This is a genomic window from Marinilabiliales bacterium (genome assembly GCA_007695015.1).
In the GTDB taxonomy this organism is placed as follows: domain Bacteria; phylum Bacteroidota; class Bacteroidia; order Bacteroidales; family PUMT01; genus PXAP01.
In genome coordinates this window covers 1-13145 of sequence record REEN01000064.1, presented here as the reverse complement: position 1 = coordinate 13145, position 13145 = coordinate 1, and the positions used below count along the sequence as shown (strand labels likewise).

Genomic DNA, 13145 nt, shown 5'->3' with positions numbered 1-13145 from the left:
GGGGGATAATAATAACAGAATAGAGTTTCTACAAAAATGGCAGTACGTAAATTAAACCCGGTTACCCCGGGGCAGAGGCACAAGATAAAATCGACTTTCGAGCATATCACCACTGGAAAGCCCGAGAAGTCGCTCCTTGCACCGCATAAGAAGTCGGGCGGGAGGAACAACCAGGGCAAGATGACAATGAGGTATCTGGGCGGCGGCCATAAGCGCCGTTACCGGGTCATAGACTTCAAAAGGAACAAGGATGGAATTCCTGCCGTGGTAAAAACTGTTGAGTATGATCCCAACCGTTCGGCGAGGATCGCACTTGTGGTTTATGCTGACGGCGAAAAAAGGTATATAGTTGCGCCGGCAGGATTGAAGATTGGACAGACAATCATGTCTGGGAAGGATGTGGCGCCGGAGATAGGAAACACACTGTTCCTTTCGGATATACCCCTTGGTACGGTAGTTCATAATATTGAGCTGCAGCCTGGCAAGGGCGCGGCAATGGCAAGAAGCGCAGGTTCATATGCCCAGCTTACCAGCCGTGAAGGAAAGTATGCCATTATCAAGCTTCCTTCGGGCGAGATGAGGATGGTACTTGTTACCTGCCGTGCTACAATCGGGTCGGTATCCAATCCTGACAATGCACTTGAACGTTCCGGCAAGGCCGGCCGCAGCCGCTGGCTGGGACGCAGGCCGAGGGTGCGGGGTGTTGTGATGAACCCGGTTGATCATCCGATGGGTGGCGGGGAAGGACGTGCTTCAGGCGGACACCCCAGGTCAAGAACCGGATTGCCTGCAAAGGGTTACAAGACCCGTTCGAAAAAGAAGGCTTCAAGCAGGTATATTGTAGAGAAAAGGAAAAAATAAACTGATAATAAACGATCACTATGACTCGCTCACTGAAGAAAGGACCATTTATTGATTACAAGCTGGATAAAAGGGTTACCGACATGAACAAGTCGGGCAAGAAGACAGTTATCAAGACCTGGTCGCGCCGTTCAATGATATCGCCCGATTTTGTCGGCCATACGATTGCCGTTCACAACGGGAACAAATTCATTCCCGTATATGTTACCGAGAACATGGTGGGGCACAAACTCGGCGAATTCTCTCCCACCCGGATGTTCCGGGGTCACGGAGGAAAAAGGAATAAATAGGATTATACAACATTCATTATAATTTTCAGAGATGGGATCCAGAAAACAACAACGAGCTCAGCAGATAAAGGAGGATAAGAAAAGCAGGTATTTTGCAGTGTTGCGCAATTGCCCAACTTCTCCTCGTAAGATGAGGCTGGTTGCCGACTTGGTAAGGGGTGAGGAAGTAAACAAGGCTCTTGACACCCTTAAGTACAGTTCAAAGGAAGCATCCCGGAGGATGGAAAAGCTTCTGCTATCAGCTATTGCCAACTGGCAGATAAAGAATGAGGGAGTGCGTATTGAAGATACAAACCTTGTGGTAAGCGAGGTAAGGGTTGACCAGGCAAGGACCCTCAAGAGACTGAGGCCGGCTCCGCAGGGCAGGGCTCATCGTATAAGGAAACGCTCCAACCATGTTACCGTGGTGCTGGACAAAGTTGAACAACAACCGACAGAAGTCGACACAAAATAATAGTCAATGGGACAAAAAGTTAATCCGATAAGTAACAGGCTGGGCATAATCAGGGGGTGGGATTCCAACTGGTATGGAGGCAACGATTATTCTGCCAAGCTGGTTGAGGACCACAAGATCAGGCAGTATCTCAATGCAAGGCTTGCCAAGGCGAGTATTTCAAAAATTATAATCGAGCGTACGCTCAAGCTTATTACGGTAACCGTGAATACTGCCAGGCCCGGGATAATTATCGGGAAAGGCGGTCAGGAAGTTGACAAACTCAAGGAGGAGCTTAAGGAGATCACGCAGAAGGAAGTGCAGATCAATATTTTTGAGGTTAAGCGCCCCGAACTTGACGCTACAATAGTAGCCAACAACCTTGCGAGGCAGATTGAGGGTAAGATATCCTACAGGCGTGCCATCAAGATGGCAATCGCCTCGACCATGCGAATGGGCGCTGAAGGAATTAAGGTGCAGATAAGCGGCAGGCTTGGCGGAGCAGAGATGGCAAGGTCGGAAATGTACAAGGAGGGACGGACGCCCCTGCATACCCTTAGGGCCAATATTGATTATGCACTCAGCGAGGCTCTGACCAAGGTTGGAATGATCGGTGTTAAGGTGTGGATATGTAACGGAGAAGTTTACGGAAAACGCGACCTGTCGCCGAATCTCGGAGCAGGCGGACCTGCAACCGGAGATAAGCCCAAGGACAGGGGAGGTTTTAAAAGAAGGAAAAAATAGTTTATTAATATAGAATAAGATATTGTACCAATGTTACAGCCAAAGAAAACGAAATACAGACGGCAGCAGAAAGGCAAGATGAAGGGCAACGCACAGCGTGGCAACCAGCTGGCATTCGGCTCTTTCGGGATAAAGGCACTTGAGGAGTCATGGATCACGAGCCGTCAGATTGAAGCTGCCAGGCAGGCGGTTACCCGTCATATGAAAAGGGAGGGGCAGATCTGGATCAGGATATTTCCTGACAAGCCCATTACCAAGAAACCGGCAGAGGTCCGTATGGGTAAGGGTAAAGGTGCTCCCGAAGCTTTCGTTGCACCGGTTACTCCCGGCAGGATAATAATAGAGGCGGAAGGTGTGCCTATTGAAGTCGCCAGGGAGGCTCTCAGGCTTGCAGCCCAGAAGCTGCCTATTACCACGAAATTCGTTGTGCGGCGTGATTTTGAGCACAAACCCAATTGATATAAAGAATAATAGAACATGAAGATTAAAGAGATAAAGGAGTTATCCACCAGCGAAATAGAGGAACGGATCGACACTGAGAAGAGCCTCCTGCTCAAGCTCAGGATGAACCATACGGTATCGCCGCTTGACAATCCTCTTAAAATACCGGCTACCAAAAGGAATATTGCCAGGTTGAAGACTGAATTGCGTCAACGTATGTTAACAGAGAAACAGAAAAGTTAGTTATACCAATGGAAAGGAAACTTAGAAAAGAACGGGTCGGTGTTGTTATAAGCAACAAAATGGATAAATCCATATTAGTTACCGTTAACCGCAGGGTTAAGCATCCGATTTACGGAAAGTTTGTAAAGAAATCGACCAAGCTGATGGCTCATGATGAGCAGAACAGCTGTAATATTGGTGATACTGTCAAGATAATGGAAACAAGGCCTATGAGCAAGGATAAATGCTGGAGGCTGGTAGAAATAATTGAAAGAGCTAAATAACGATGATACAACAAGAGAGCAGATTAGGCGTAGCTGACAACTCAGGGGCCAAAGAGGTCCTTTGCATCAGGGTTCTTGGCGGAAGCGGAAAGAAATATGCAAGAGTAGGCGATAAGATAGTTGTTACTGTTAAAAGCGCTATTCCCTCAGGTGAAATCAAGAAGGGAACAGTAACCAAGGCCGTCGTTGTCCGCACCAGGAATGAAATACGCAGAACCGACGGATCCTATATCCGGTTCGATGACAACGCGGTAGTTCTTCTCAACAACGTTGGTGAAATAAGGGGTACCCGTATATTCGGACCCGTCCCGCGTGAGCTTCGCGATAAATATATGAAGATAGTTTCGCTTGCGCCGGAAGTATTATAGTAAAACATTAAATAACAATTCTGATGGGCAGAAAATACCATATAAAGAAAGGTGATACGGTTTATGTTATCTCTGGTGAAGCCAAGGGGCAACAGGGAAGGGTTCTCGATGTGATTACAAAAGAAGGGAAGGCCATTGTTGAAGGTGTCAACATGGTGGCCCGGCACACGAAACCAAATGCAAAGCACACACAGGGTGGAATAATCAGGAAGGAAGCGCCTGTCAATATTACCAACCTGATGCTGGTGGACCCTTCAACAGGCAATCCCACAAAAGTGGGCCGCCGGGTAAATGATAAAAACAAATTGGTACGTTATTCTAAAAAAACGGGGGAGGAAATCAAGTAATGGACTACAAGCCTTCACTTAAAGAGAGATATTTCAATGAGATTGTGCCTGCGCTCAAAAAGGAGTTCAAATACAAGACTGTTATGCAGGTGCCCAGATTGCAAAAGATCGTAATAAACCAGGGAGTCGGTGATGCGGTAGCGGACAAGAAGCTGATCGAAACGGCACAGGTTGAACTTACTGCCATAGCTGGTCAGAAAGCCGTGCAGACGGTCTCAAGGAAAGACATTTCAAACTTCAAGCTCAGGCGCGATATGCCGATCGGGGTGCGTGTTACACTTCGCAGGGAGAGGATGTATGAATTCCTGGAGAGACTTATAGCAGCCGCCCTGCCAAGGATCAGGGACTTCAGGGGAGTAAGCGCCAAGCTCGACGGACGTGGCAATTATACACTGGGCATAGCCGAGCAAATTATTTTTCCGGAAATAGATATTGACAAGATCAATAAAATACTTGGAATGGAGATCACCTTCGTAACCACTGCCGCTACAGATGAAGAGGGGTATGCATTGCTCAGGGAGTTTGGGATACCATTCAAGAACGTAAAAAAGGATTAGAATATGGCAAAAGAGTCAATGAAAGCGCGTGAAAAGCGCCGTCAAAAACTTGTGGACCGTTACGCCGAGAAGCGGGCCCAATTGAAAGCAGAAGGTGATTATGTCGGGTTGAGCCGCCTGCCGCGTAACAGCAACCCTATCCGTCTTCATAACCGGTGCAAGCTGACAGGAAGGCCCAAGGGTTATATACGGCAGTTCGGTGTTAGCAGGATTACTTTCAGGGAGATGGCATCAAAGGGCCTTATTCCCGGTATAAGAAAAGCTAGTTGGTAATTAATTATTAAAATAATAACAGAGATGACAGATCCGATAGCAGATTATCTTACGCGGCTGAGAAATGCCATCATGGCAAAGCATAAGATCGTTGAGATTCCTGCTTCCAATGTAAAAAAGGATATAACCAAAATTCTTCATGAGAAGGGTTATATTCTTAACTATAAATTCCAGGATGACGGGGTGCAGGGTATCATTAAGATTGCCCTGAAGTATCATCCTGAGACAAAGCAGCCGGCCATTAAATCGCTTCGCCGTGTCAGCCGGCCTGGTCTGAGGCAGTACAAAGGCAGGGATGACCTTCCCAGGGTGCTTAACGGACTGGGCATTGCTATAATGTCGACATCCCAGGGAGTTATGACCGATAAGGAAGCCCGTAAGAAGAGTATCGGCGGTGAAGTAATGTGTTACGTTTATTAACTGGAGGATTATAAATGTCAAGAATAGGAAATTTACCGGTAGAGATACCCGAGAAAGTAACTGTATCAGTCGACAAGGATAATCTTGTAACCGTAAAAGGACCGCTGGGCGAGCTGACTGAAAAGCTTGACAGCCGGATAACCGTAAAGGTAGAAGAAAACCAGGTAATTTTTTCGCGGTCGTCGGAAGACAACCAGTCAAAATCGATGCACGGTTTGTACAGGTCCCTTGTGTATAATATGGTTGAAGGGGTGTCAAAGGGTTATGAGATCAAACAGGAACTTGTTGGCGTTGGTTACAGGGCTGAAGCTAAAGGCCAGGTGCTGGAGCTTAGTCTCGGATATTCTCATGACATCTTTTTTGAGATTCCATCTGAGATAGCGGTTGAAGCCAAAACTGAGAGGCGCAGCAACCCGGTCATTACCCTGAAGGGAATAGATAAGCAGCTTATTGGCCAGGTTGCAGCCAAAATAAGATCATTCCGCAAACCTGAACCCTACAAGGGCAAGGGAGTTAAGTTCGTGGGAGAGCATATAAGGAAGAAGGCCGGCAAATCTGCAAGTGTATAATTTTTTCAAAACAGGTATTTAATCATGGCTTTAACTAAGCTTAAAAGAAGAAAGCGGATAAAAATGAGAATCCGCAGACATGTTTCAGGGACCCAGGAGCGGCCCAGGATGTCGGTTTTCCGCAGCAATAAAGGTATTTATGTTCAGCTGATTGACGATCTCAACGGGAAAACACTGGTTGCCGCAGACTCAAGGGAAAAGACCGGTGAGGATGCCAAAAAGGTGGCCAAGGCCGAGGATGCCAAAAAGGTGACCAAGGCCGGGGATGCCAAAAAGGTGACCAAGGCCGGGGATGCCAAAAAGGTGACCAAGACTTTACAGGCAAAACAAGTTGGTAAACTCATTGCCGAAAAGTCACTTGAAAAAGGTATTTCGACAGTGGTATTTGACAGAAACGGCTATTTGTATCATGGCAGGGTAAAAGCTTTGGCTGATGCCGCCAGGGAAGCAGGATTAAAATTTTAATTATGTCAACAACAATAAGAAAAGTAAAGACCAGTGACCTGGAGCTTAAAGACAGGGTCGTAAGCATTCAGCGAGTCACCAAGGTAACAAAGGGAGGCCGCACATTCAGTTTTTCCGCCATAGTGGTGGTTGGGAATGAAGATGGAATAGTGGGATACGGTCTTGGTAAGGCCAATGAGGTGACAACTGCAATTGCAAAGGGTATTGACGATGCCAAGAAGAACCTGGTAAGAGTGCCGATACACAAAGGCACGATACCTCACGAGCAGGTGGCCAAGTATGGCGGCGCCAGGGTTTTTCTGAAGCCAGCTTCACACGGAACCGGTGTAGTTGCCGGAGGTGCGATGCGTGCAGTGCTTGAAAGTGTCGGGGTAACCGACGTGCTGGCCAAGTCAAAGGGATCTTCCAATCCTCACAACCTTGTCAAGGCAACCTTTGAAGCACTTATGGAGTTGCGTGATGCACATACGGTTTCTGAACTCAGGGGGATACCATTGGACAAGGTTTTTAACGGTTAGAAATTAATATATCATGGCAAAGATTCGGATTACACAGGTAAAGAGCAGGATCGGCAGTAACCAGAGTCAGAAGAGGACCCTGGACGCTTTGGGCCTGAAAAGGATAAGCAGCAGCATCGAAGCTGAATCGACGCCCCAGGTATTGGGCATGGTTGAGAAGGTGCGTCATTTGCTTAAGGTCGAAAAGATAAAATAATTAATCATTGTTTCAGATATGGATTTGAGTAATTTAAAACCTGCAAAAGGTTCGGTAAAACGCAATAAGAGGCTTGGACGGGGCGAGGGTTCCGGCAGGGGCGATACGGCTACCAAGGGGCATAAGGGTCAGAAATCCCGCTCCGGATACAGCAGGCAGGCAGGATTCGAGGGAGGACAGATGCCGCTTCAGAGGCGTGTTCCCAAATTCGGGTTCAAGAATATAAACCGCAAGTCCTACAAAGGGATAAATCTCGGTTTATTGCAGGGTCTCGCAGACAGGACCGGGGCAACATCAATTGATGTCCAGACACTGGTCAGCGCCGGTTTTGTGTCGCGTAATGACATGGTTAAAATTCTTGGGAACGGTACCCTTGATGCTAAATTGGAAGTGAAGGCCCACGCATTTTCCAGGTCGGCCCAGGAAGCAATTGAGAAATCAGGTGGCACTGCGGTAAAAATATAATCTACATGAAGAAATTCATTGAAACCATAAAGAACATTTTCAAGATTGAAGATCTGCGCTCAAGGATTCTTTATACTCTGGGGATATTGCTTATCTATCGTCTTGGCTCGTTCGTTGTACTGCCGGGGATTGATCCTTCAGAACTGGCTGCAATGAAGATGCAGACCGCTGACGGAATACTCGGGCTTCTGGACATGTTTTCGGGAGGAGCCTTCGCGAATGCTTCAATATTTGCACTTGGTATCATGCCGTACATATCGGCATCGATCGTAGTGCAGCTTCTCGGTATAGCAATTCCATATTTCCAGCGGCTGCAGCGCGAAGGCGAGAGCGGACGAAGGAAGATCAACCAGATTACCAGGTATCTTACCGTGCTGATACTTATTTTCCAGGGGCCTGCTTACCTGACCAACTTACGGGCACAGGTGCCACAGGCGTTTGTTCTGGAGGGAGCCATGTTCTGGGCCTTCCTGGTCATCATTCTTATATCGGGTACCATGTTCGTAATGTGGCTCGGAGAGCGTATTACCGACAAGGGAATTGGCAACGGTATTTCCCTTATTATAATGGTGGGTATCATTGCAAGGCTTCCGTTTGCCCTGGCTGCCGAATTTTTTGCCAAGCTTGAGCAGCAGGTTGGCGGGGGACTTATAATGTTCATTGTTGAGATGGTGGTGTTGTTTTTCGTATTTATGGGAGTTATCCTGCTGGTTCAGGGAACCAGGAGAATCCCCGTGCAGTATGCAAAACGGATCGTTGGTAACAAACAGTATGGAGGTGTGAGGCAGTATATACCGCTCAAGGTGAACTCTGCCGGGGTGATGCCGATTATTTTTGCCCAGGCACTCATGTTCATTCCACTTACATTGTCAAGTTTTGCACCCACCGAAACGATGACAGGTTTTGCAGCGGCTTTCAGTAATTTTACAGGTTTCTGGTATAATTTCACCTTTGCAGTCCTGATTATATTGTTTACATATTTCTATACGGCCGTCACGGTAAACCCCTCGCAAATGGCTGAGGACATGAAACGTAACGGAGGCTTTATACCAGGTGTCAAGCCCGGGAAGAAGACTGTTGAATTCCTTGATACCATAATGTCAAGGATCACACTGCCCGGCTCAATATTTCTGGCAATTGTTGCAATTATGCCCGCATTTGCCATGCTGGCCGGTGTTAACTCACAATGGGCACAGTTTTATGGTGGTACATCACTGCTTATTATGGTTGGTGTCGTTCTTGATACCCTGCAGCAGATTGAAAGTCACTTGCTGATGAGGCATTATGACGGCCTGATGAAAACAGGCAGAATAAAGGGAAGAAGCGGCGGAGGCGGCATCTGACCTGATAATACAAGTTCTTTGATGTTAAATGACAAGAGAAGGGAAGCGATAGAGATCATGCGGGAGTGCAACCTCCTTGTGTCACGAACACTTGCTGAGGTTGCTGCAATTATTGAACCCGGAGTGACCACCCTTGAACTTGACCGTATAGCAGAAAAGTTTATTATTGATAACGGGGCAGAACCCGGGTTCAAGGGATACAACGGGTTTCCCAAAACTCTCTGCACATCGGTCAATTCACAGGTCGTACATGGGATACCATCCGATTATGTGCTGAAAGAGGGTGAGATTGTTTCTATCGATTGCGGTGTCAGGATGAGAGGATATTACGGCGATACCGCCTATACCTTTGCAGTTGGGGAGATTGACACTCGTGTTGCCGAATTGTTGCGTACAACCTATGAATCCCTTTACAGGGGAATTGAACAGGCTGTTGCCGGGAAAAGAGTTGGCGATATAGGTTATGCTGTTCAATTACATGCCGAATCTGCCGGATTCTCTGTGGTAAGGGAGATGGTTGGGCACGGAATAGGTGAAAACCTGCATGAAGATCCTGAAGTTCCAAATTACGGGAAGAGGGGACGCGGTTCCCTTCTGAAGGAGGGTATGGTAATATGCATAGAGCCTATGATCAACCTTGGCGGGAGGACTATCGTGCAGGAGGCAGACGGGTGGACCATACGCACGCGGGACAACAAACCGTCAGCACATTACGAGCTTCCGGTTGTTGTGTCCAAAGGCTCTGCTGATATCTTGTCTACATTTGAGTATATAGAAGAAGTTTTATTAACCAAAAACAACGGGTTACCATGGCAAAACAGAAAGCCATAGAACAGGACGGCACCATTATTGAGGCCTTATCGAATGCGATGTTTAAGGTTGAGCTTGAGAACGGCCACACAATAATTGCACATATTTCCGGGAAGATGCGGATGCATTATATAAAAATCCTTCCCGGCGACAAGGTCAAGGTTGAGATGTCACCCTATGACCTTACAAAAGGAAGAATTTGTTACAGGTATAAATAATATAAAATCAATTTGTTATGAAGGTCAGAGCTTCAGTCAAGAAGAGAAGTGCGGAATGCAAGATAGTCCGCCGCAAGGGACGGCTTTATGTAATAAACAAGAAGAATCCCAAATTCAAGCAAAGACAGGGATAAATCAGCGTTATCCCGGCCTGCATGTTGGGACTGGGAAAGTGCGGGGGATGTTACCTTGTTATAACAATGCAATAATTTTTAAATAATAAATAAACTATGGCAAGAATTGTCGGTGTAGATTTACCAAAAAACAAAAGGGGTGAGGTTGGGCTGACCTATATATACGGAATAGGCCGCAGCACCGCACAACAGATTCTGGATGAGGCTGGTATTGACAGGAGTATTAAGGTAAAGGACTGGGATGACAGTCAGCTGTCAGGTATCAGGAACATCATCAACGAGAAGCTTAAGGTAGAGGGAGAACTACGCTCCTCAGTACAGATGAATATAAAGCGTTTGATGGACATTGGGTGCTACAGGGGTATCCGTCACCGTATCGGGTTGCCGGTGCGTGGACAAAGCACCAAGAACAATGCAAGAACCCGTAAGGGCAGAAAGAAAACCGTTGCCAACAAGAAGATGGCAACCAAATAAACAGTTAAGTAAATATGGCTAAGAAAACAGGTACATCTAGAAAAAGGGTCGTCAAAGTTGAGCCCGTAGGTCAGGCTCACATACATGCTTCATTCAACAATATAATTGTTACCCTTACCAATAACAACGGACAGGTAATAGCCTGGTCATCTGCCGGCAAGAACGGATTCAGGGGCTCCAAGAAAAATACTCCCTATGCCGCACAGGTTTCTGCAGCTGATTGTGCCAAGAAGGCGTATGACCTTGGCCTGCGTAAGGTAAAGGCTTATGTCAAGGGACCGGGTTCGGGCCGTGAGTCTGCCATAAGGACAATCCATACGTCGGGGATTGAGGTTACCGAGATAGTTGACGTAACCCCGATGCCTCACAACGGTTGTCGTCCGCCCAAACGCAGACGTGTATAATTGGAATTGATTGAGAAAATAAAATAATCTGTTAATAGAAATGGCAAGATACAGAGGACCAAGAACCAAAATTGCAAGAAAGTTCGGAGAACCGATATTTGGAGCCGACAAAGTGCTGGAAAAGAAAAACTATCCGCCCGGGATGCATGGTAATACGCGGAGACGTAAAAAGACTTCCGAGTACGGGGTCCAGCTGCAGGAGAAGCAGAAGGCCAAGTATACATATGGTGTGCTGGAACGTCAGTTCAGCAATCTTTTCAAGAAAGCTTCCCGTTCAAAGGGAATTACCGGGGAGGTTCTGCTGCAAATGCTTGAATCAAGGCTGGATAACGTGGTATTCAGAATGGGGATAGCCCCTACAAGGGCGGCTGCCCGCCAGCTTGTTTCTCACCGGCATATCACGGTTAACGGCAAGGTTGTTAATATTCCCTCCTATACAGTAAAAGGCGGTGATTATGTTGGGGTAAGAGAGAAGTCGAAATCTCTTGAAGCCATAACCGAATCACTGGACGGAAGAAAACGCAATGCATATTCCTGGATTGAATGGGATGCTGATCATATGAGAGGCAGGTTTTTGAATATGCCTGAACGGGAAGATATTCCTGAAAATATAAAAGAACAATTGATTGTAGAATTGTACTCAAAATAAAATTGTAATGGCAGTATTAGCATTTCAAAAACCGGAACAAGTTATAATGCTCGAATCGACCGATACTATCGGGAAATTCGAATTTCGTCCTCTCGAACCCGGATATGGGATTACAATCGGGAATGCGCTTAGAAGAGTGTTGCTCTCATCACTTGAAGGATATGCGATCACTTCGGTTAAAATTGCGGGTGTTGATCATGAATTCTCTACCATCACAGGTGTTCTTGAAGATGTTACCGAGATAATCCTGAATCTGAAGCAGGTAAGATTTAAAAAGCAGATTGAAGATACCGAGGGGGAAAAAATATCTGTTTCAGTCAACGGTCAGGAGGAGTTCAAGGCCGGTGATCTTTCAAAGTTCCTGAGTGGTTTTATTGTACTGAACCCTGATCAGGTAATCTGCAGGATGGAACCAGAAACTAAGCTTCAGCTTGAGCTGAGTATTTCCAAGGGACGCGGATATGTACCTTCAGAAGAGAACAAGCCCGCAGAGACTGAGTTCGGGCTGGTCGCAGTGGACTCCATTTTTACACCCATAAAGAATGTCAAGTATTCGGTTGAGAACTTCAGGGTAGAGCAGAAGACTGATTATGAGAAGCTGATATTTGAGATACATACCGATGGTTCGGTCCATCCCAAGGAGGCTCTTAAGGAGGCTGCCAAAATTCTGATTTACCACCTTATGCTGTTCTCTGACGAGAAGATCACACTCGAAACAGATGAGAAGTTCGCCAATGAGGAGTTTGATGAGGAGGTACTTCACATGAGGCAGTTGCTGAAATCCAGGCTGGTTGATCTTGATTTGTCGGTACGGGCCCTTAATTGCCTGAAGGCCGCCGAGGTTGAAACGCTTGGCGACCTGGTCAAGTTCAATAAGAACGATCTGCTGAAATTCCGGAATTTTGGGAAGAAGTCCCTTACAGAGCTTGATGAGCTTCTGGAATCGATGAATTTGAATTTCGGCATGGATATTTCTAAGTATAAATTAGACAAGGATTAATAAAAATGAGACACAGAAAGAAGTTAAATCATTTGGGGAGGACCAGTTCTCACAGGAAAGCCATGCTGGCCAATATGGCTTCTTCACTAATCCTTCACAAAAGGATTACAACAACCGTTGCAAAAGCAAAGGCATTAAGGATATATGTGGAACCGCTTATTACAAGATCAAAGGAGGATTCCACTCACTCAAGAAGAGTGGTTTTCAGCTATCTGAAAAACAAATATGCCGTTTCAGAGCTGTTCCGTGAAGTGTCTCCAAAAGTCGCTGAACGGCCGGGCGGTTATACAAGGATACTGCGTACGGGTAACCGGTTGGGCGATAATGCAGAAATGTGCATCATCGAGCTTGTGGATTATAACGAGAATATGCTGGAAGCTCAGAAAGATAAGAAGGCAACGACCAGAAGGAGCAGAAGGGGCCGCAGGGGCAAGGGTGCAGGAGCCGATGAAACCGCGGCTGTAAAGGCGCCTTCGGCCGAAGAGCAAAAGCAGGAAGAGACTGTAGTTCCGGAAGCGGCTAAGAAAGAAACTCCTGCAGCGGAAGAGGTTAAAGAGGAGCCTGCAGCAGAAGAGGCGAAAGAAGAGCCTGCAGCAGAGGAGAAGAAAGAGGAGCCTGCAGCAGAAGAGGCGAAAGAAGAGCCTGCAGCAGAGGAGAAGA

26 protein-coding genes are annotated in these 13145 nt (G+C 46.7%); all 26 read left to right on the top strand.

Translation table 11 applies throughout. The features are described from left to right. The first annotated feature begins 36 nt into the window (after positions 1-36). Positions 37-861: a 50S ribosomal protein L2 gene (locus EA408_08915; protein ID TVR71459.1), complete on the top strand. Its 825-nt coding sequence runs from the start codon at positions 37-39 to the stop codon at positions 859-861. A 20-nt stretch (positions 862-881) separates the two neighbouring features. Then, positions 882-1151, top strand: coding sequence for a 30S ribosomal protein S19 (locus tag EA408_08910; protein TVR71458.1), 270 nt, complete (start codon positions 882-884; stop codon positions 1149-1151). Between the two features lie 31 nt (positions 1152-1182). Then, positions 1183-1605, top strand: a complete 423-nt coding sequence (locus tag EA408_08905; GenBank protein ID TVR71457.1) for a 50S ribosomal protein L22 — start codon at positions 1183-1185, stop codon at positions 1603-1605. A gap of 6 nt (positions 1606-1611) precedes the next feature. Then, positions 1612-2328: a 30S ribosomal protein S3 gene (locus EA408_08900; protein ID TVR71456.1), complete on the top strand. Its 717-nt coding sequence runs from the start codon at positions 1612-1614 to the stop codon at positions 2326-2328. Positions 2329-2358: 30 nt separating this feature from the next. Continuing rightward, positions 2359-2787, top strand: coding sequence for a 50S ribosomal protein L16 (locus tag EA408_08895; GenBank protein ID TVR71455.1), 429 nt, complete (start codon positions 2359-2361; stop codon positions 2785-2787). A gap of 18 nt (positions 2788-2805) precedes the next feature. Next, positions 2806-3012, top strand: a complete 207-nt coding sequence (locus tag EA408_08890; GenBank protein TVR71454.1) for a 50S ribosomal protein L29 — start codon at positions 2806-2808, stop codon at positions 3010-3012. An 8-nt stretch (positions 3013-3020) separates the two neighbouring features. Next, on the top strand, positions 3021-3275 hold the full coding sequence (locus tag EA408_08885) for a 30S ribosomal protein S17 (protein TVR71453.1): 255 nt from the start codon (positions 3021-3023) through the stop codon (positions 3273-3275). Between the two features lie 2 nt (positions 3276-3277). Beyond that, positions 3278-3643, top strand: coding sequence for a 50S ribosomal protein L14 (locus EA408_08880; GenBank protein ID TVR71452.1), 366 nt, complete (start codon positions 3278-3280; stop codon positions 3641-3643). 23 nt (positions 3644-3666) lie between these two features. Beyond that, positions 3667-3990 (top strand): 50S ribosomal protein L24, encoded by a 324-nt coding sequence (locus EA408_08875; GenBank protein TVR71451.1) that lies wholly within the window; start codon positions 3667-3669, stop codon positions 3988-3990. Beyond that, positions 3990-4547 carry a 50S ribosomal protein L5 gene (locus EA408_08870; GenBank protein ID TVR71450.1) on the top strand — a complete coding sequence of 186 codons (558 nt, stop codon included), beginning with the start codon at positions 3990-3992 and terminating at the stop codon, positions 4545-4547. The genes EA408_08875 and EA408_08870 overlap by 1 nt, the downstream gene beginning before the upstream one ends. 3 nt (positions 4548-4550) lie before the next feature. Continuing rightward, complete coding sequence (locus tag EA408_08865) at positions 4551-4820, top strand: 30S ribosomal protein S14 (protein ID TVR71449.1); 270 nt, start codon at positions 4551-4553, stop codon at positions 4818-4820. A gap of 24 nt (positions 4821-4844) precedes the next feature. After that, positions 4845-5240 carry a 30S ribosomal protein S8 gene (locus tag EA408_08860; GenBank protein TVR71448.1) on the top strand — a complete coding sequence of 132 codons (396 nt, stop codon included), beginning with the start codon at positions 4845-4847 and terminating at the stop codon, positions 5238-5240. A gap of 14 nt (positions 5241-5254) precedes the next feature. Beyond that, complete coding sequence (locus tag EA408_08855) at positions 5255-5809, top strand: 50S ribosomal protein L6 (GenBank protein TVR71447.1); 555 nt, start codon at positions 5255-5257, stop codon at positions 5807-5809. Between the two features lie 24 nt (positions 5810-5833). Further along, on the top strand, positions 5834-6274 hold the full coding sequence (locus EA408_08850) for a 50S ribosomal protein L18 (GenBank protein TVR71446.1): 441 nt from the start codon (positions 5834-5836) through the stop codon (positions 6272-6274). 2 nt (positions 6275-6276) lie between these two features. Beyond that, positions 6277-6792, top strand: a complete 516-nt coding sequence (locus EA408_08845; GenBank protein ID TVR71445.1) for a 30S ribosomal protein S5 — start codon at positions 6277-6279, stop codon at positions 6790-6792. 13 nt (positions 6793-6805) lie between these two features. Continuing rightward, positions 6806-6988 (top strand): 50S ribosomal protein L30, encoded by a 183-nt coding sequence (locus EA408_08840; protein TVR71444.1) that lies wholly within the window; start codon positions 6806-6808, stop codon positions 6986-6988. A gap of 18 nt (positions 6989-7006) precedes the next feature. After that, positions 7007-7453, top strand: a complete 447-nt coding sequence (locus EA408_08835) for a 50S ribosomal protein L15 (GenBank protein TVR71443.1) — start codon at positions 7007-7009, stop codon at positions 7451-7453. Positions 7454-7458: 5 nt separating this feature from the next. Continuing rightward, positions 7459-8796 (top strand): preprotein translocase subunit SecY, encoded by a 1338-nt coding sequence (gene secY / locus EA408_08830; protein TVR71442.1) that lies wholly within the window; start codon positions 7459-7461, stop codon positions 8794-8796. A 21-nt stretch (positions 8797-8817) separates the two neighbouring features. After that, positions 8818-9627, top strand: coding sequence for a type I methionyl aminopeptidase (map, locus tag EA408_08825; GenBank protein ID TVR71441.1), 810 nt, complete (start codon positions 8818-8820; stop codon positions 9625-9627). Beyond that, on the top strand, positions 9606-9824 hold the full coding sequence (locus EA408_08820; GenBank protein ID TVR71440.1) for a translation initiation factor IF-1: 219 nt from the start codon (positions 9606-9608) through the stop codon (positions 9822-9824). The genes map and EA408_08820 overlap by 22 nt, the downstream gene beginning before the upstream one ends. A 17-nt stretch (positions 9825-9841) precedes the next feature. After that, on the top strand, positions 9842-9958 hold the full coding sequence (locus EA408_08815) for a 50S ribosomal protein L36 (GenBank protein TVR71439.1): 117 nt from the start codon (positions 9842-9844) through the stop codon (positions 9956-9958). A gap of 96 nt (positions 9959-10054) precedes the next feature. Then, a complete protein-coding gene (locus EA408_08810; protein TVR71438.1) occupies positions 10055-10432 on the top strand; it encodes a 30S ribosomal protein S13 in 378 nt (125 codons plus the stop codon). A gap of 14 nt (positions 10433-10446) precedes the next feature. Further along, on the top strand, positions 10447-10836 hold the full coding sequence (locus EA408_08805; GenBank protein TVR71437.1) for a 30S ribosomal protein S11: 390 nt from the start codon (positions 10447-10449) through the stop codon (positions 10834-10836). Between the two features lie 40 nt (positions 10837-10876). After that, positions 10877-11485, top strand: coding sequence for a 30S ribosomal protein S4 (locus EA408_08800; GenBank protein ID TVR71436.1), 609 nt, complete (start codon positions 10877-10879; stop codon positions 11483-11485). 7 nt (positions 11486-11492) lie between these two features. Further along, positions 11493-12485, top strand: a complete 993-nt coding sequence (locus EA408_08795) for a DNA-directed RNA polymerase subunit alpha (GenBank protein ID TVR71435.1) — start codon at positions 11493-11495, stop codon at positions 12483-12485. 5 nt (positions 12486-12490) lie between these two features. Beyond that, the coding region (locus EA408_08790) for a 50S ribosomal protein L17 (protein ID TVR71529.1) at positions 12491-13145 on the top strand (655 nt) is incomplete at its 3' end.

Bases quoted from the DNA above. Each gene is read 5' to 3' on its own strand.
- EA408_08860 (TVR71448.1), top strand. From the start codon at position 4,845: ATGACAGATCCGATAGCAGATTATCTTACGCGGCTGAGAAATGCCATC.
- EA408_08870 (TVR71450.1), top strand. From the start codon at position 3,990: ATGGACTACAAGCCTTCACTTAAAGAGAGATATTTCAATGAGATTGTG.
- EA408_08850 (TVR71446.1), top strand. From the start codon at position 5,834: ATGGCTTTAACTAAGCTTAAAAGAAGAAAGCGGATAAAAATGAGAATC.
- EA408_08880 (TVR71452.1), top strand. From the start codon at position 3,278: ATGATACAACAAGAGAGCAGATTAGGCGTAGCTGACAACTCAGGGGCC.
- EA408_08810 (TVR71438.1), top strand. From the start codon at position 10,055: ATGGCAAGAATTGTCGGTGTAGATTTACCAAAAAACAAAAGGGGTGAG.
- EA408_08820 (TVR71440.1), top strand. From the start codon at position 9,606: ATGGCAAAACAGAAAGCCATAGAACAGGACGGCACCATTATTGAGGCC.
- EA408_08800 (TVR71436.1), top strand. From the start codon at position 10,877: ATGGCAAGATACAGAGGACCAAGAACCAAAATTGCAAGAAAGTTCGGA.
- EA408_08905 (TVR71457.1), top strand. From the start codon at position 1,183: ATGGGATCCAGAAAACAACAACGAGCTCAGCAGATAAAGGAGGATAAG.
- EA408_08840 (TVR71444.1), top strand. From the start codon at position 6,806: ATGGCAAAGATTCGGATTACACAGGTAAAGAGCAGGATCGGCAGTAAC.
- EA408_08865 (TVR71449.1), top strand. From the start codon at position 4,551: ATGGCAAAAGAGTCAATGAAAGCGCGTGAAAAGCGCCGTCAAAAACTT.
- EA408_08855 (TVR71447.1), top strand. From the start codon at position 5,255: ATGTCAAGAATAGGAAATTTACCGGTAGAGATACCCGAGAAAGTAACT.
- EA408_08875 (TVR71451.1), top strand. From the start codon at position 3,667: ATGGGCAGAAAATACCATATAAAGAAAGGTGATACGGTTTATGTTATC.
- EA408_08895 (TVR71455.1), top strand. From the start codon at position 2,359: ATGTTACAGCCAAAGAAAACGAAATACAGACGGCAGCAGAAAGGCAAG.
- EA408_08910 (TVR71458.1), top strand. From the start codon at position 882: ATGACTCGCTCACTGAAGAAAGGACCATTTATTGATTACAAGCTGGAT.
- EA408_08815 (TVR71439.1), top strand. From the start codon at position 9,842: ATGAAGGTCAGAGCTTCAGTCAAGAAGAGAAGTGCGGAATGCAAGATA.
- secY (TVR71442.1), top strand. From the start codon at position 7,459: ATGAAGAAATTCATTGAAACCATAAAGAACATTTTCAAGATTGAAGAT.
- EA408_08900 (TVR71456.1), top strand. From the start codon at position 1,612: ATGGGACAAAAAGTTAATCCGATAAGTAACAGGCTGGGCATAATCAGG.
- EA408_08805 (TVR71437.1), top strand. From the start codon at position 10,447: ATGGCTAAGAAAACAGGTACATCTAGAAAAAGGGTCGTCAAAGTTGAG.
- EA408_08845 (TVR71445.1), top strand. From the start codon at position 6,277: ATGTCAACAACAATAAGAAAAGTAAAGACCAGTGACCTGGAGCTTAAA.
- EA408_08795 (TVR71435.1), top strand. From the start codon at position 11,493: ATGGCAGTATTAGCATTTCAAAAACCGGAACAAGTTATAATGCTCGAA.
- map (TVR71441.1), top strand. From the start codon at position 8,818: ATGTTAAATGACAAGAGAAGGGAAGCGATAGAGATCATGCGGGAGTGC.
- EA408_08915 (TVR71459.1), top strand. From the start codon at position 37: ATGGCAGTACGTAAATTAAACCCGGTTACCCCGGGGCAGAGGCACAAG.
- EA408_08885 (TVR71453.1), top strand. From the start codon at position 3,021: ATGGAAAGGAAACTTAGAAAAGAACGGGTCGGTGTTGTTATAAGCAAC.
- EA408_08835 (TVR71443.1), top strand. From the start codon at position 7,007: ATGGATTTGAGTAATTTAAAACCTGCAAAAGGTTCGGTAAAACGCAAT.
- EA408_08890 (TVR71454.1), top strand. From the start codon at position 2,806: ATGAAGATTAAAGAGATAAAGGAGTTATCCACCAGCGAAATAGAGGAA.